Raw genomic sequence first — 15356 nt, forward strand, 5'->3', positions numbered from 1 at the left:
ATAAAAAAGATGCTATAATAAATACGTTGCGCACCTGCGCATGTTTTATCAGTTTGAGAGGAGAATAACAGTGAAGAAAGATATCGCTTTACGTTCTTATCTGCTAGAAAGCGCACCAACTATGACGGAAGAATGGTATGAATCTTTGGATAAAACATCTTCTGAAGGCGTATATACCTCTAATGACCCTGACGTCATTCAACGCTTAAAAGCGCAAAACTATGAATTTCATTTATATATTAGCAACGTCTTTATAGAAGATGAAAAAAGCTTTTTTGACTCTTTTAACACGTGGCTAAATAAAGTTGCCAAAGACCAACAGCATCTCAGAACCCCCATTCAAAGTATTATTAAAGAATTTATGAACGTCCGCAAACAATACTGTGAGTATATTCGCCGATTTGCAGAACTTCATGATGACATCACTCAGCAGCATATCGATATGTGGAATGAAAAAGTAGTACGGGTATTTGATATTATTATTTTGAAATTCATCACAGAAGCGCAGGAATATGCCTCAAACCGCCTTCGCTCTCAGCAGGAAATGATTCATGAATTAAGTTCACCTGTTATTGTGATTAAAAAAGACGTGGCTCTTTTACCGTTAGTTGGAGATATTGATACGGCAAGGGCCAGAATGATCCTAGAAAGCACGTTAAAACAGTGTGCCGAGAAGCAAATCTCTCATTTGTATATTGATTTGTCAGGAGTGGTGATGATCGATACAATGGTCGCGCACGAGCTGTTTCAGCTGATAAATGCGCTTGATTTAATTGGCGTTAAATCGATTTTATCGGGCATTCGTCCTGAATTAGCCACTACTGCGATGCAGCTTGGTTTAAGTTTTGACCATATACGAATTAAATCGAATCTTGCTCAGGCATTAGAAGATGATTCAAAAATTGTCATTGCTTCTAATGCTCATTAATATAGAAACACAGATAAAAAAAACAGCCCGAGAAGGCTGTTTTTTATTTTCGATGATGAATGTTTTCAGAACCCGATTCATCTTTTGTTTTCGTTTTATTTTTCTCTTCTTTTTGTTCAAGTCTTATATCTTCCATTGGCATAGGATCCACTGTTTCTTCTTCTTTGAAACGTTCAAACAACGTTTCGTCTTGATCTGTTACACGCTGCTCCGTTTCATCTCGTTTTTTTGGTGTATTTGAAATAGATCTTTTCTGGCGCTCTCCCATCGTTTTCTCCTCCTTTATAATAGGTGAAGCAATTATGTGTTCATGAAATCTCCGCCGTTGACATGAAGCGTTTGACCCGTCATATAAGATGAATCATTTGAAGCTAGCAGCACATAGCAGCCTACGTGCTCCACAGGATGCCCAGGTCTTCCCATAGGCGTATCTGTACCGAATTCTCCTACTTTATCACTTGAGAAAGTAGACGGGATAAGCGGTGTCCAGATTGGTCCCGGCGCTACGCCGTTCACACGAATACCGTCTTTGACAAGCGCTTGCGCCATACTGCGCGTAAAGCCGTTAATTGCACCTTTTGTCGCCGTATAATCGATCAGCTGAGGATTCCCGCGGTAAGGATTAATGGACGTTGTATTAATGATCGCACTGCCTTTTCCTAAATAATCAAGCGCTTTTTTCGTAAAATAAAAGTATGAATAAAAGTTCGTTTTGAACGTTCGTTCAAGCTGTTCACTCGTAATTTCTTTAATGCTTTCTTTTGGATGCTGCTCTCCTGCATTGTTCACAAGGATATCTAGCTTTCCAAGCTCACTCACCGTTTTTTCTACCGCTTCGTTACAGAATGATTCGTCTCCTACGTCTCCTGCAATCAGCAAGCATCTTACACCTTCTTCTTCAATGCGGGCTTTTGTTTCCTCGGCGTCGCTATGTTCGTTTAAGTAAACGATGGCTACGTCCGCTCCTTCTTTCGCATAAGCAATGGATACAGCTCGTCCAATTCCGCTGTCTCCCCCGGTAACCAGCGCTACTTTTCCTTTTAATTTTCCTGTACCAATGTAATTGTCATCCTCATAAATAGGGAGAGGATTCATCTCACTTTCGATACCCGGCTGGCGGTCTTGCGTTTGCTCGGGCTGGCCTTGTGTTTGTTGATCTTGTAAATTCATTTTAATCTCCTCCTATTTTTGATGGAACTTTTTAGTATAGTCTAGGTTTAGCCTTCTGTTTTGAAGTTCAAACATCTTTTTTTGAAAATTTATGATGTTTCTATTCTCTTTTACTATCTGAGAAAATTGATAGAAAACAAGTTTAAAGTTGGAAACAAAGGCTACATGATGAGTAGAAGATGTATTTCGGAAATATCTTTTATCAGGAGGTTTGGTTCGTGTATGAAACACATTCAAGTAGCAGAAAACCAAGAGGAGGCAGTCTGCGTCATCCGTTCTTTTTTAAAGAAAGGATTTACAAGCAAAGAGATTTATCTGCTGGCCTACGATAAAGAATGGGCTCAGCATTTAACGGAGGCAACACATACAAAAAAGTACAGAATGGCAGAGCAAGGTATTTTTGAAACGGCGGTCAATATGCTTCTTTCAAGAGAAGATGAGCTTCTTTCAAAGATGGCTTCACTCGGCTTATCTAACAGGGAGGCAAACCGGTATATAGAAGAGATGAGACAAGGTCATGTCGTGGTTGTTGGCGCACAGAGTCAATCCATTCCCTACTAAAACAGCTGAAACGTTTTCTATTAGCTTATAAGGGTATTTAGTAAAATAAACCATTTTTTATCAAGAAAGGAAGTTATGATAATGTTAAACTACTTGGGCATTCAGATAGGCTCTCTTTACTTTCCTACTAGTATTCTTCTTATTACACTTCTTGTATTAGCCGGCTTTTTTATTTATTTCTTTTCTAGAAGAAGAAAAAACCGACAGCAGTCACGTGATCGTAATGAAAAAGCGTGAAGCCAAGCTCCACGCTTTTTCATTATTTACGGGATTCTTTTTGCAAGGGCGATTTTTCAATGGAACGCGTAAACCGGTAAACATCAAGTTCTTGTCCTACTTCTGAAGGCAAATAACCAAACGTTGTGAAGCTGTCCACAGATTCTGGCTCAAGCGATAGAGACAATAAATTGTTTTGCGGCTGAGACGTTAAAAAGACGTAGCTTCCTTTTGGGAACGTCACCGTTTTTGACTTGACGATTGTTTGCACGTCCACATTTGGTTTATTTTCGTAGACTTCATTTTCAATGCGGCTGCTGACATTATACGCTTCTACTGAAAGAGCCGTTTCTTTCGTTAACTTGAAGCCTTTTACGCCTTGTCCCTGCAGTTTTTCTGCTAACTCTTCATGTCCCGGTTTTAAAAGGTAAGCAGTCGGACGTTCGCGTACAAGCGTCGGCGTTGCTTTCTTTGCACTGTAGTACGTCACAGGAATCTCTTTAACAAACGCGCTTTCCACATCAACCATTTCTAACGTCGAGTTTGGTATTTTTTTATTTTCGCTGTTCACCACAATTGGATCATGATCATTTGCATTTTTGCCTTTTTTGACAAGCGCCGCTTTTTCTTTGGCAATCAGCGCTTTAATTTGTTTGGCGTGATTGGCTGTTTGTGTAATCAGCTTTTCTTGTGTAGCAATTTGCGCACTCACTCGCCGCGGAAAATCTTCTCGACCAATGCCGATTCCTCTGCTTTCGACTAAAAATGAAAACGATGGATACAAGCCTAGTGAGTTTCGGCCGATTCGCGGTTCAACTGAGCCTTCTTCTACTTCCAGCTGCCCTTGTTTATTCACTTGAGACGTATAGTATACTTCTCCTGAATAGCCTTGCTTTTCAATGGCTGTAAGCGTACTGTTCACAAACAGCTCATCCGACACGTCGCGAATGTTCTGCGGAATATTTAAGTTTCGACCGGACTGCAGTAAAATATCGTGATACTTCCACACGCCTTCTTTACCGATATTTTTAAATCCGCTGCTGTAAGGCGTATATTCATGAGCGTCGATGACGACTTCTGGTGAAAAACGGTTAAATTCAGCTCGTACGCTCTGTACTTCCGGGCTTTCAAGCTTTATGTAGTCGCGGTTTCCGTCTAAATTATTTGCTAGCTGACGTTTAAATGCATAAGATCCGTCAGGATTAATGCGTGGCACAATGACAATGTTGACTTTATTTAACACATCTTTTCCAAAGTCTTGTGTCAAACGCGTTGCAACGGCGAGTACGGATTCACCGCTTGCCGGTTCATTACCATGAATTTGACTTTGAAGCCAAATCGTTGGCTTTTTAGATGTCTTTCCATCAGCAAACTTCTTTTCCTTCGAAAAATATAGAGCTGGAATGTCTCGCCCTTGCTGTGATTTACCAATAATCTTCAGCTTTACGTACGGACTTTTATGAGCAAGCGTTTGAACATAGCTCATCATTTCTTCTTGAGTCGTAAATGCGTCTTGCCCTTTCAGAAATGCCGGCGTTGCTTCATCCACCTTTATTTCTGGATAAAGCGCTTTAATTTTTTCCGGCTGACTGTAGTCTTTTCCGTAGTAAGGCATCTCAGCTTGTACCGCAAGCGGCGACAGCAATAATCCAATTGACAAAATCGCCGGCACGGCCGTTCGTTTTACAGTTTTTTTCATTCATTTACTCCTCCCCATCCCCTTGATTAGACATTTTAAATTTTTTAAATATTTAAAATGTTACATAAATAATTATACCGTTTAAGGAAATAACTTCAAGATAAGGGAGCTGAACCTTTTTGACTATTTTTAATGTATCAAATGAGTGCATTTATATAAAAAAGGATTGAGACATAGCAGAATCAATTCAATATGAAGACAAATAATCTGGATTAACAATTCGGACTTCTTGTTCAACCTAACAAAAAAACGAACCACTAATCAAACATGTTGATCAATGGTTCATTTTTCACTTCAGCTAAACTATTTTTGTCCTAATCTCTTTTTTTTATGTATGAACTGTTATAAAATTCAGGACTTCTCCTAGGAGCTATTGTAAGCTGAGTCGTATTCCGTGCAGCTATCTCTACTATTAGTCAGTTCTTTACAGATTCTAACGTCTCTAAATCATATCGACCAATTTCTTTGTTATTTCTTGTAATGACGAGCTTTCCATGCCTCGCGACCTTTTGGAGGTTTTTTAATTTCTGATCGGAAGGAGCGAGAGGCATTTCTTTGTTTTTAACAGTCGCGCCCAGATCGTAGTGCACGTCGACTTTTCCTTTTTTCATATAGTTAAACTCTTCAATAAAAACTCTCTCCATAAGGAAAGAGCTACTCGATCACAAAGTCCGCTTCTGCTTTTACCACTCCGTTTACAATAACAGAAAGCGTATGCGTACCGCTGTAATGTTTTCTTGTACTTAAATCTTTAAATGCATGCTTTTTTATGACGGTAAGCGTTTGGCCTGCTTTTGCTTGAACATTTTTTAGCATAAACACTTTTTGAGTGCGGTTTCCTTTTGCTTTTACGTAATGAATTCCATACTCTATGCGAAGCGGCATGGGTTTTTCCACGGATAGCTCAAATGAAAAGTCAATGCTATCACCGATTGTAATCGTATGTGGATGTAAGCCAAGACCTGTGACAATTACGCCTGGGTCATCTCCATAGCCAAAAAGAGACAGAGCTTCAGAATCTCCTTTTTTCAGCAGTGAACGGCACGCGTGTTTAACAATCCAGTCGGTTTTAGCATCTTTTCCGTACCAGCTTTTCATCACATCAAGCATCCAATCTTTTTCTATGTACGAAATATCGTTTAAATGATTGGCTACGCTTTTGCGGACATAGAGCGATTCATCGCGTTTTAACTGCTCTAAAATCGGCAGCGTTTGTTTTGGATCCTGCTTTAACGCAGGTACTGATTGTCCCCACGGAAGTCTAGGTCGGCTCCCTTCGCTTGCTAATCTGCGAATATGATGGTTTTCATCTCCTGCCCACTCAATCATTTGCTGGAGCATTCGTTTTTGATCTTGAATTAAAAACGGACGCACCCCAAATTCTGATGTGGAAAACGGTGTAAAAAACGCGAGTGCTTTTATGGAAGCTTCCCAAGCGTTTAATCCGTATAGTTCAACGTAATCTGGAAAAATCGTGCCTTGAAGCCCTCCTACCGTTGGAGCCGCTTTATATAAAATATGAAGCGCTTCTTCATAATCATCTGGCAGCACTTCATGCATGGAAAGCGTAATTCTTCTCATGCGCTCTTTCAGCGCTAAGTCTTCCCAGTCCTGTTGAAAAACCAGCTCATGAAACGCTTTTTGATCAAATGAGCTCATTTCACGTGAAAAAGTGTCGCTTAAGTGCGTAATCAACTCTTCATTAAATACGCTTTTACGTAACTCTTCAGCCATACCTATCCCTCTTTTCCAGGCAGTATTTTATTTTCTTTTGAATAAAGCGCCCGCTCGTACATGCCCTTTTTAAAAATTTGCATAAACAGCTGTTTGTTTTTGACTTCTTTGAATCCGTACTGACTGTACAAACCGTGAGCATCTTTTGTCGCTAGTAAAATTTTTCGTACGTGTTGAATCGGCTGATAGCGAATCATTTCTTGTATCAATGCTTTTCCAAGGCCATTGCCTCGCGCGTGCGGAAGAATAAACACATCCGCCAAGTAAGCAAACGTCGCAAAATCTGAAATAATCCGTCCAAACCCTACTTGTTTATCGCACTCATCATACACGCCAAAACAAACGGAATGTTCAATAGATGTTTGAACAAGATGAAACGGAATTCCTTTTGCCCAGTATGATTCATGATGAAGGTACGAGTAGATAACATCTATATCAAGCTTTTCTTTATCTGTATGTATGGTAAACTGATGATTTTCTTTCATGCTGTATCCTCCTTGCTTCTCTATCATAGCACAAATGTTCGCCATAGAAAAAAGCCTTTTATAGAGAAAAGGCTTTTTTCGTTAGTATGATATTTTTTTAGAAGCGGAAGGATTTTTTCGATAGCGTCTTCCGACTAAGTAAATAAGCGGACTGCCAATAATCGTCGGCAAAAACCAATAAAAAAGAGGCGGAAGCATATTTAACAGCGGAATACTGTCTCCAATATTCACAAGCAGCGCGGTAACCGCTCCGATATAAGACCCCAGCATCCCGCGAATATGATACTGAAGCCAGCTCTTCCATTTTTGCTTGCGTGCTAAGTACCCGTATACCGCTAATCCGTATGAAAACACCGCAATATAAAATAAATAGGCAATTTCATTCCATTTCCAAATCGCTAACATGATAGCTGTAGCGGCTAGGGCTGCGTAAACACCGTGGTACACTTCTCCCCATTTGGTATGCCCTCCTTTTTTCTTAGCCGCTAACATGGACACCGCTCCTGAAAGCAAACAAATCATTCCGAGTCCAATATGGATACTCAATATAACTTCAAATAAATCCAATACGCTCTCTCCTTTTACGTACTTCTCTCTTATATCTTCGGCTAGCGCACTTAGTTTTTAACAAAATATCCCTATTTCCTTTCCGACTCTTTACTTACATGATGCATATGCTTCACGTTAAAAAGCGCATACTAGCTGTAGAAAAGGAGGCGGATAGGCAGTGGAAAAAGCTCGAATTAGCGGATGGCAGCTGTTTGTGTTAATTACGCTCTTTGAGATTGGCAGCGCCTTTTTGGTCGGCTTAGCAATGGACGCTAAGCAAGATGCTTGGATTGCTATTTTAGTTGGTATGATCAGCAGCTATGCACTTATTTTTATGTATTATCGCTTGCACCGCTATTATCCGGATTTAGCCCTGACGGAGTATATCGAAAAAATTATTGGAAAAGTGCCGGGACGCATACTTGCTTTTCTTTACATATTATATTTTGCGAATGGAGCCGCGCGGGTGCTGCGCGATTTTGGCGCGATGCTTCTTACGTTCGTCTATCCCGATACGCCGCTTTTTATAGTGAACGCTTTACTGATGCTCGGAATTATCTATACCGTTCGCCAAGGAATTGAAGTAATGGCACGTTCGGCGGAACTGCTGTTTTTCTTCATTTACGTACTCGCCGTTGCTGGCTTTATTCTTATCTTTGTTTCCGGCCTCATTGATTTTACAAGCCTGCGGCCGATTCTTGAAAAAGGCATCGCTCCGGTGCTTCGCGTTGCCTACAGCCAAACACTTTATTTTCCTTTTGGTGAAGTGATTGTATTTGCAATGATTTTCCCGTATACAAAAAATGTGAAAAAGACCGCTCTGATTGTATTCAGCGCAATCACATTAAACGGTATTAATCTTATGATCACAATGATTGTGAATATAGGTGTGCTGGGCGTTACCTTAACATCGAGGTCTGCTTTTCCGCTTTTAAGCACCGTTCAAAGCATTCAATTTGCAGGGTTTTTAGAGCGGCTTGATGTGTTTTTTATGGTGGCTTTAATCACTGGCGGCTTCTTTAAAATCGGTCTGTTTTTCTACGCCACCGTGCTGGGCCTTTCTCACGTGTTTGAGCTTAAAAACCCGTCACCGCTTGTATTTCCAATCGGCTTGGTCATTTTGTTTTATTCATTGTCTCTTGCTCAAAACTATTTCGAACATGTCTATGAAGGTTTAAAAATTATTCCGTTCACTTTACATCTTCCGTTTCAAATTGTCATTCCTGCTTTTTTACTCGTGATCGCCTTTTTAAGAAATCGAAAAAAAGTACAGTCCGTCACTGTGAAAAAGACCGCAGAAAATTCGTAGTATGTCCATTTCTCTATTGGATTTAATCTCCTAAAATTATACAATATAGTCAAGAAGCCAAAAGGAGAACCAATATGATTGGATTAATTCTTTCTATTTTAGTATTTAACGTTCTTGCTTTTAAAACAAACAAGCGCTTCACAGCAAATCAAATTGTACACATTTGGATGTTCACCATTGCTGCTCAGCACATCTTTGACGTCTTTATTAATTTCAAATTTCACGGCTACTGGTATTTTACACAAGAGACGGACTGGCAAGGTATTTTTGCTTATACTGTTCTCATTCCGCCTGTAAACATGCTTTTTCTTACCTACTATCCCCTTGCCGGGAAACTCACAAAAAAAGCCGCCTATATTTTATTTTGGTCGGTTGCTGTTTTACTTTATGAAGTAGTGGCTCTTCTCCCTGCTCCTTGGGGTTATTTTCACTACGGATGGTGGACGTGGTGGTATTCGCTCCTCTTAAATCCACTGTTGTTTTGGATGGTGGTGCAGTATTACCGGTGGGTGTGTAAAATTGAAAAAAGAGCGATCACTTAAAAATAGAATAGCCTTTGGACCAGCACATCATCATTTTCAGCACGCGCAATAAAACGAATGTCTGCTTCTCCGCTGGCTATTCCCTTTTTATTTAAAAACGTCTTTGGACAAGGAAACTTGCTTTTCTTTTCCAACTAACGACACAAGAAATCCTGCTATTCCAGCTATACATAGAACCACCAATAGACCAGTAGTACCTACTAACAAGCTCACCGCAGCTGACGCTAACATTCCTCCAATATAACGAAAAGTGGAATAAATGCCCGATGCAGTCCCTGATTGCTCTTTTTTGACAGATTGAATATTCATAGCCTGCATAGATGAAACACCGATTCCTGCTCCCACTCCTCCTACTAATAAAGATACAATGGTATAAGAAATGGATGCATTCGCTAAGTGGAAATAAAGCATCGCCGCAAGCAGTGAAATAAGAAACGATAATCGGATCGGATGTTCTTTCCCTACCTTTTCCGCTAACAATCCTCCTAGCCAAGAAGAAATAGACATGGCTAATGAAAAAAAGAAAAGAAGCAAACCAATTAAACGAATATCATACTGCTTCTCTAGCAAAAGAGGAACAAACAAAATAGTACTATACATCATAAAATTACTGCATAGAATAGAAAGATTTGACGAAAAAAAGGGACGAACCTTAAAAAGCTTAAAATCAATCAGTGGCTCTTGGACTTTGCGTTCTTGCACAATGAAAAGAACGATAGACGCTATGCATATAAAAATAGTCCAAGCATTAAACAAATCACGGTGCGTCAGCATTAGCGTAAAGCTCGTCATGCTTACTCCAAGCAATAAAGCGCCCACTATATCCAGCATTTTTGCTTTTTGTTTTACGTTAGACGGCACGTATATAAATGAACAAATCAGCGATAACACAGCAAAAGGAACGTTAAACCAAAAAATCGACGTCCATCCAAGATACTTGATTAAAAAAGCACCTAATACAGGCCCTACAGCTGCTCCTAGCCCCATTGATAATCCAAATAACCCAAGCGTTCTTCCAAGCTTTTCTTTTGGTAAACTGTGTCTCATAATCGCTGTTGCATTAGGAGTAGCCAGTGCACCTCCTAATGCTTGCAGCGTTCGAAAAACGGTGAGCGAAAGTAAGTTATATGAAAACACACAGGCGGCAGATCCCACTAGAAAAATAATCATTCCAGCTACGAACATCGTTTTATTTCCATATAAATCCCCAAGTTTCCCCGCAATGGGCTGAGCAACTGCCATCACAATTAAATAAATAGTTACCACTACTGATACATGTACGATGGAAAGATGAAGCGCTTTGGCAATAGACGGTAAGCCTACCGCAATCATAGTGGAATTAACGGGAATTAAAAAAGTTCCCGTTAAAATAGAAAAGATAATCAAAGACGGCTTACTGCTGTTCAATCGTCACCACTCCGTTAGTTCCGTCTACGGTAACAACATCTCCGTCTTTTAGTAGATCCACGGCTACTTTTGTGCCAAGAACCGCTGGAAGTTTATATTCACGAGCCACTGTTCCTGCATGAGATAAAATTCCTCCTGCATTGGTTACAATCGCGCCAGCAAGCGAAAATAACGTGGTCCAAGCAGGTGCTGTTGTTTCACATACAAGAACATCTCCTTGTTTAAGCTTAGAAAATTGACTTGGATCTGAAATGATTTTTACCACTCCCGTATAAACACCTCTTGAAGCGGCACTTCCTTTAAAGATTTTTTGCGTTTCATCTACTTCTGGAGGCCCCATTTTTCCGAATACCCGCTCCAATAAAGGATCTTCTCCTGTTTGAGGAGGCGTTCCATAAGCAGGCGGCGTTTTTTTATGACGATTTTCTTTAAACTCCTGCTTTCTATTGGCGATAAGTTCATGAGATGCCACGGGTTTTTTTAATACTTCCAGCAATTCATCGTAATAAAAATGAAAAATATCTTGAGGCTGATGAATCACTTGGTGATCAGCTAAAAGAGTTCCTACATTCAGCAGAAAAAGTCTTGCTGTAGCAGGCAGCATCGCATCGATATAAAAATGATGATCTTCATCCAACCCCCATGCGTCCAAAGCCCATCCATAAAACAGCTTAAACTGCTCTTTTTCTTCGCACTCCGGCATGTTTGCGAGTACATCACGATAGCTTTCTTCTCTCTTTTTTACGACGTCTTCATAATTTTTCTTGAAGTCGTAATCTTTACGCACATAGCCAGCAATAATCGATAGCGCATGTAAAGGATTTTCTACCCACGTCTCATCAATAAACTCGTGCGAATTTGCAGAACGATAGCCATACTCATTTAAAAAGCTTTGCAGATTCTTTAAAAATTCTCTGCCTTCAGCTGTGCCTAATAGATTTGCTTCTATTTCTTCTGACCTTTGTTCCGTAAAAGCTTGTTTTAACGGGCCGGAACGCTTTACCGTGTCAGTTAGTTCCCACAGTGCTTGATCACTTTCAAGTGACTTGTTCATCACGCCTTCCAGCAGATCATATACGTAAGCGGTATTCGCGTCTCCGGTCAAGTTTCCATATAGCTCTTCTAAAATCATTCCTAAATCACTTCTTGGCATGACAATTTCAAAGTGAAGCTGCCAAGCTTTTTTATAAAAATCATGCAGCTCTTTTACTTTTTTTCCTGCTTCTTTTAAAGATAAAGGACGTTCTGCATTTCTTTTGACTTCCGTATAAAAAGGTAAAAACACCTCATTAACGTACTCGTATAATCTAGGTTTAAGTCGAGGCAACAGCGGCTTCACTGCTTCTTGGTGCTCCTTTAAGCGATCATTTACGTCACCGGGAAACGGGATATTTTGCTGATACATTTTTCCATCAGCTAATTTCACTACAAATTGAGCAATAGGCAGTTTTAACGTTTCAAAACCTTGCTTTGTCCCATACGTCATTGCCGGAAGCTGAAAAGAAGCGTATAAAGGGCTTAGTGCATGTGCGATATGTAAATTATCTTGTACCCAAAACCCCGTTTGTTTTTCTTCCTCACTTAAAAATAGGTCGTTTTGAAATGCAGATAATACGTTCATTTGATTTCCCCTTTCCTTTTCATTATGTAGTAACCGGTCTTACTTGAAGCAGATAAATATCTTCATTTTTTATGGCAAATTCAATGTCTACAGCGTACTGACAATACTCCTCTACTTGATTCGTTAGACGAAGCAGCTGTAGTGCTGTTTCATCTGATATAGAAAATTCATTTTTTTCTTTATTCGTTGTCATCTCTTTTGTTATTCCTGTAAAACCTGACACTAGCTTATATTCTTTTAATCCTAGTTCTTTCATTATATTCTTTGTCTGTTTATGAATAATAAATAAATCCGGCGTAACACCACCTGATACGATTCCTTCTCCTAAGCCGTACGCCACGTTAATGACCACTTCATCTTCACTTTCTGTAATAGGATTTACGCTAAAAATTACTCCCGATACATCGGCTTCAACCATTCCTTGTACAAGGACACCCATCTGGGGATTAGAAAGCGAAATTTCCTTATCTTCGGCATACGCTTGAACCACGGATGAAAAGTAAGAAGCCCAGCATCTTTTTATACTTGTCAAAAGTTCTTCTCTGTTTCTTACGTTTAATATCGTTTCATACTGTCCGGCAAAAGACGCATTTTCCAAATCTTCAAGTGCGGAAGAAGATCTTACGGCTACGCCTTTTATACCAGCACCTTGAACGTTAGCATACGAAGAAACAATTTCTTTTTGCAGAGCTGCAGAAAACGTGCCGCTTTGAATCTTCTTTTCTATGACGCTGCTATCTTCTGTTTTTATTTCTATTTGGTTAAATGTTAAAAAGGAAAGTAATGCGTGAGATGTTAAAACAAATCCTTTAGGGATATGAGAAACGTGCTGAATCATTTTTGAAAGATTGTAAGCTTTTGAACCTACTGCTTGTAGTTCTGCATAACATGCTTTTTCTAAAGAGACGATATGCAATTACTTCACCTCCTTTCATTTATGTCAAAAGATCATCAAATACAGCGATAAAATTCCACTTAAATCCATGGTGAAGTTTTATAAAATTAACCTAATTTTAAATATCTTTACAAAAAAATCACAAACCACATTCACTAGAATATGATTTGTGATCTTTTTTATAACTAACACATTTGAAATTCGTATTGTTTTGACAAATTAAACTGTATCTCTATCCTTCTTCTCCCTCACGAACTCCACCACAGGCCCGACAATAATACAAATACCTGCGATAATCAGCCAGCCAAACGCCAGATACGTCCAACCTTTAAAAAAGGAAAGCGTATATTGATAGCCCGTTAAAAACATCACGCCTGGAAACAAGAGGACAAATAAGAATGTAAGTCCCAGCGCCCAGCGCGTACATAGCTTTGCGTCTTTATTTAACTGTTGTTGTGGATCCATACGCCACTTCCTCCCTTAATGGTTCATCTCCATGTTCATCAAAGCTTTTGAATTTGTCTTTTAGTTCATCAAAGTCAAATTCTTTTTTAGCAAGCAAGCCGTGTCCAATTGATATGACCCCACTGATGATAAAAACGGTAGAATTTCCAATAAGCATTGGATACAGTCCGCCAAGGGCTTCCACATTAATGTGACCATTAATCACGTAAGCAGATGTGTTCCATGCGATAACGCCTCCGATCATTCCTAACAGCGCGCCGTAAAATGCACCTGTGTTCGTCGCTTTTTTCCACATCAGTCCAAGCGTGACGGGAATAACGGCTCCGCTGACGAAAATACCCATGGCCATATACACAAACCCAAGGCTAATTCCTAAGTAAAACAGTAAAATGGAAAACACGCCCATCGCCAGCCCAAAGCCAAGCGTCACTTTTCGCGACGTGCTTAAGATTTTTTTACTGCTTGCTTTCGGGTTGATAGAACGCAGGTAAATGTCCGTTACGATAATATTCGTGATCGCCGTTAATTCAGCCGCTCCTGTCGACATTACTGCCATAAACAGCATCGTTAAAAACAAAATAGAACCTAGATTTCCAAGCACGTGTGACGCCATAACGGGTGCAATGGAATCTGGTGAATCAACCGCAATTCCAAGACCAGCGGCACTTACGCCAAGGAAAGTGGCAACGGCAAAGGGAATCGAAAACCAGGCAATTCCGCCGTAAATATACGCTTTTGAAGCAGCGCTGTTTTTACTTGCGATGGCACGCTGCCAGTAAGCTTGATCCACAAAGACCGTACCGAAGTTCCCGATAATATTAATCATCCCAAACAAAAGGCCCGGCACCGATGCCATCGTAAGCATATGCTGTGACGAAGGCAGATTTTTCAGCCCTTCGTACACGCTTGTTACGCCGAACTTATAATAGACGGCAGCAGCAAAAATAAATAAAATAATGAAAATAAAAACAGTGTTAAAATAATCAGCAACAAATGAGGCTTTTAAACCGCCAATCATGGTGTAGATGGTAAACGTAAGAGGAATTAAAAAAGCGGCAACAAAAATATTCATCCCAGTAAGAGAGTTTAAAGCAATGGCTCCTCCTAAAATAACCATGGCGGTCACAATAATATTTGTCATAAGAGCAAAGCCAAGCATTAAACGATGATTTTTCACGTCGAAACGCTGTGCAATAAATTCTAAAAACGTATGAGCGTTCGGTGCTTTTTTCTTCAGGTTAATCGCTACAATGGCAAACAGCAAAATTTGAATGCTTGCTCCCGCTGCGTACCAATACGGTCCGCTAATGCCGTACTGATACCCTGTGGATGAAGACATCATTAACGTAGCGGCCCATGTCCACGCGGCGATAATGGATGCACTCGCCAGCCCAACGCCTACATTTCTTCCGGCTGTACTAAACTGCTCAGCCGTCATTTTCTTTCCTTGACGGCGCTGCATCATAATTGTAACGGCCGTAAATCCTCCTCCAAAAATCAGTAAAATCAAATATCCGACGCTTGATGAAAGCATCTTATCCCTCCTCTTTCTATAAATGTTAGATTTACTAACATAAATATGTAAATAAAAGTAACATTTGTTAATAAAATACCACGTCGTAAAATTATTAACAATACTGTATTTTCTGATTATTAAAGAGTATAATTAGATATTTTCTCCTTTCACACACAAAAAAGCCGGCACATTTGCACCGGCTTAAGCATAAATTTTCGTTTTCATCGTGTGCTATTTCCTCACATGAATGGTCTGAGTA

17 protein-coding genes are annotated in these 15356 nt (G+C 39.9%); 5 read left to right on the forward strand and 12 right to left on the reverse strand.

Features of this window, described 5'->3' with window-relative positions; all coding sequences use genetic code 11:
• Positions 1 to 70 precede the first annotated feature (70 nt).
• Positions 71 to 928 carry an STAS domain-containing protein gene (locus tag MKX72_RS17550; protein ID WP_154973911.1) on the forward strand — a complete coding sequence of 286 codons (858 nt, stop codon included), beginning with the start codon at positions 71 to 73 and terminating at the stop codon, positions 926 to 928.
• Positions 929 to 971: 43 nt separating this feature from the next.
• Here MKX72_RS17550 and MKX72_RS17555 read toward each other — a convergent pair whose 3' ends face one another.
• Positions 972 to 1196, reverse strand: coding sequence for a hypothetical protein (locus tag MKX72_RS17555; protein WP_028414694.1), 225 nt, complete (start codon positions 1194 to 1196; stop codon positions 972 to 974).
• Between the two features lie 32 nt (positions 1197 to 1228).
• Complete coding sequence (locus MKX72_RS17560) at positions 1229 to 2098, reverse strand: SDR family oxidoreductase (RefSeq protein WP_028414695.1); 870 nt, start codon at positions 2096 to 2098, stop codon at positions 1229 to 1231.
• Positions 2099 to 2320: 222 nt separating this feature from the next.
• Between MKX72_RS17560 and MKX72_RS17565 the strand changes: the two genes are divergently transcribed.
• Both MKX72_RS17565 and MKX72_RS17570 read left to right on the forward strand, forming a co-directional pair.
• Positions 2321 to 2659 carry a general stress protein gene (locus MKX72_RS17565; RefSeq protein ID WP_033580172.1) on the forward strand — a complete coding sequence of 113 codons (339 nt, stop codon included), beginning with the start codon at positions 2321 to 2323 and terminating at the stop codon, positions 2657 to 2659.
• Between the two features lie 81 nt (positions 2660 to 2740).
• Positions 2741 to 2896, forward strand: a complete 156-nt coding sequence (locus MKX72_RS17570; RefSeq protein ID WP_155007813.1) for an intracellular growth attenuator family protein — start codon at positions 2741 to 2743, stop codon at positions 2894 to 2896.
• Between the two features lie 22 nt (positions 2897 to 2918).
• On the opposite strand, the gene MKX72_RS17575 is transcribed toward MKX72_RS17570, so the two are convergent.
• The 5 genes from MKX72_RS17575 to MKX72_RS17595 form a co-directional block, all read right to left on the reverse strand.
• Entirely contained in the window at positions 2919 to 4574 is a 1656-nt protein-coding gene (locus MKX72_RS17575) for a M14 family metallopeptidase (protein WP_155007812.1), read from the reverse strand.
• 416 nt (positions 4575 to 4990) lie between these two features.
• Positions 4991 to 5185 (reverse strand): hypothetical protein, encoded by a 195-nt coding sequence (locus MKX72_RS17580; RefSeq protein WP_328141124.1) that lies wholly within the window; start codon positions 5183 to 5185, stop codon positions 4991 to 4993.
• A 43-nt stretch (positions 5186 to 5228) separates the two neighbouring features.
• Entirely contained in the window at positions 5229 to 6308 is a 1080-nt protein-coding gene (locus MKX72_RS17585; protein WP_155007811.1) for a DNA alkylation repair protein, read from the reverse strand.
• A 2-nt stretch (positions 6309 to 6310) separates the two neighbouring features.
• Positions 6311 to 6793, reverse strand: a complete 483-nt coding sequence (locus tag MKX72_RS17590) for a GNAT family N-acetyltransferase (RefSeq protein ID WP_034264432.1) — start codon at positions 6791 to 6793, stop codon at positions 6311 to 6313.
• An 81-nt stretch (positions 6794 to 6874) separates the two neighbouring features.
• Positions 6875 to 7360: a DUF2306 domain-containing protein gene (locus MKX72_RS17595; RefSeq protein WP_155007810.1), complete on the reverse strand. Its 486-nt coding sequence runs from the start codon at positions 7358 to 7360 to the stop codon at positions 6875 to 6877.
• Positions 7361 to 7520: 160 nt separating this feature from the next.
• Between MKX72_RS17595 and MKX72_RS17600 the strand changes: the two genes are divergently transcribed.
• Both MKX72_RS17600 and MKX72_RS17605 read left to right on the forward strand, forming a co-directional pair.
• On the forward strand, positions 7521 to 8651 hold the full coding sequence (locus MKX72_RS17600) for a GerAB/ArcD/ProY family transporter (RefSeq protein WP_028414702.1): 1131 nt from the start codon (positions 7521 to 7523) through the stop codon (positions 8649 to 8651).
• 74 nt (positions 8652 to 8725) lie between these two features.
• Positions 8726 to 9193 carry a hypothetical protein gene (locus MKX72_RS17605; protein ID WP_063247484.1) on the forward strand — a complete coding sequence of 156 codons (468 nt, stop codon included), beginning with the start codon at positions 8726 to 8728 and terminating at the stop codon, positions 9191 to 9193.
• Positions 9194 to 9280: 87 nt separating this feature from the next.
• Here MKX72_RS17605 and MKX72_RS17610 read toward each other — a convergent pair whose 3' ends face one another.
• The 5 genes from MKX72_RS17610 to MKX72_RS17630 form a co-directional block, all read right to left on the reverse strand.
• The gene (locus MKX72_RS17610; RefSeq protein ID WP_235918730.1) at positions 9281 to 10600 is read right to left on the reverse strand and encodes an MFS transporter; all 1320 of its coding nucleotides are present in this window, start codon (positions 10598 to 10600) and stop codon (positions 9281 to 9283) included.
• Positions 10587 to 12221, reverse strand: a complete 1635-nt coding sequence (locus tag MKX72_RS17615; protein WP_155007809.1) for a PEP-utilizing enzyme — start codon at positions 12219 to 12221, stop codon at positions 10587 to 10589. The genes MKX72_RS17610 and MKX72_RS17615 overlap by 14 nt, the downstream gene beginning before the upstream one ends.
• A 22-nt stretch (positions 12222 to 12243) precedes the next feature.
• Positions 12244 to 13137, reverse strand: coding sequence for a PEP/pyruvate-binding domain-containing protein (locus tag MKX72_RS17620; protein ID WP_155007808.1), 894 nt, complete (start codon positions 13135 to 13137; stop codon positions 12244 to 12246).
• A 198-nt stretch (positions 13138 to 13335) separates the two neighbouring features.
• Positions 13336 to 13581, reverse strand: coding sequence for a hypothetical protein (locus tag MKX72_RS17625; protein ID WP_034264415.1), 246 nt, complete (start codon positions 13579 to 13581; stop codon positions 13336 to 13338).
• Positions 13556 to 15115: a sodium:solute symporter family protein gene (locus tag MKX72_RS17630; protein ID WP_034264412.1), complete on the reverse strand. Its 1560-nt coding sequence runs from the start codon at positions 15113 to 15115 to the stop codon at positions 13556 to 13558. The genes MKX72_RS17625 and MKX72_RS17630 overlap by 26 nt, the downstream gene beginning before the upstream one ends.
• Between the last annotated feature and the right edge of the window lie 241 nt (positions 15116 to 15356).

It is taken from the genome of Priestia sp. FSL R5-0597 (assembly GCF_038006305.1).
In the GTDB taxonomy this organism is placed as follows: Bacteria; Bacillota; Bacilli; order Bacillales; family Bacillaceae_H; genus Priestia; species Priestia zanthoxyli.

Bases quoted from the DNA above. Each gene is read 5' to 3' on its own strand.
- MKX72_RS17555 (WP_028414694.1), bottom strand. From the start codon at position 1,196: ATGGGAGAGCGCCAGAAAAGATCTATTTCAAATACACCAAAAAAACGA.
- MKX72_RS17560 (WP_028414695.1), bottom strand. From the start codon at position 2,098: ATGAATTTACAAGATCAACAAACACAAGGCCAGCCCGAGCAAACGCAA.
- MKX72_RS17565 (WP_033580172.1), top strand. From the start codon at position 2,321: ATGAAACACATTCAAGTAGCAGAAAACCAAGAGGAGGCAGTCTGCGTC.
- MKX72_RS17570 (WP_155007813.1), top strand. From the start codon at position 2,741: ATGTTAAACTACTTGGGCATTCAGATAGGCTCTCTTTACTTTCCTACT.
- MKX72_RS17575 (WP_155007812.1), bottom strand. From the start codon at position 4,574: ATGAAAAAAACTGTAAAACGAACGGCCGTGCCGGCGATTTTGTCAATT.
- MKX72_RS17580 (WP_328141124.1), bottom strand. From the start codon at position 5,185: ATGAAAAAAGGAAAAGTCGACGTGCACTACGATCTGGGCGCGACTGTT.
- MKX72_RS17585 (WP_155007811.1), bottom strand. From the start codon at position 6,308: ATGGCTGAAGAGTTACGTAAAAGCGTATTTAATGAAGAGTTGATTACG.
- MKX72_RS17590 (WP_034264432.1), bottom strand. From the start codon at position 6,793: ATGAAAGAAAATCATCAGTTTACCATACATACAGATAAAGAAAAGCTT.
- MKX72_RS17605 (WP_063247484.1), top strand. From the start codon at position 8,726: ATGATTGGATTAATTCTTTCTATTTTAGTATTTAACGTTCTTGCTTTT.
- MKX72_RS17615 (WP_155007809.1), bottom strand. From the start codon at position 12,221: ATGAACGTATTATCTGCATTTCAAAACGACCTATTTTTAAGTGAGGAA.
- MKX72_RS17625 (WP_034264415.1), bottom strand. From the start codon at position 13,581: ATGGATCCACAACAACAGTTAAATAAAGACGCAAAGCTATGTACGCGC.
- MKX72_RS17630 (WP_034264412.1), bottom strand. From the start codon at position 15,115: ATGCTTTCATCAAGCGTCGGATATTTGATTTTACTGATTTTTGGAGGA.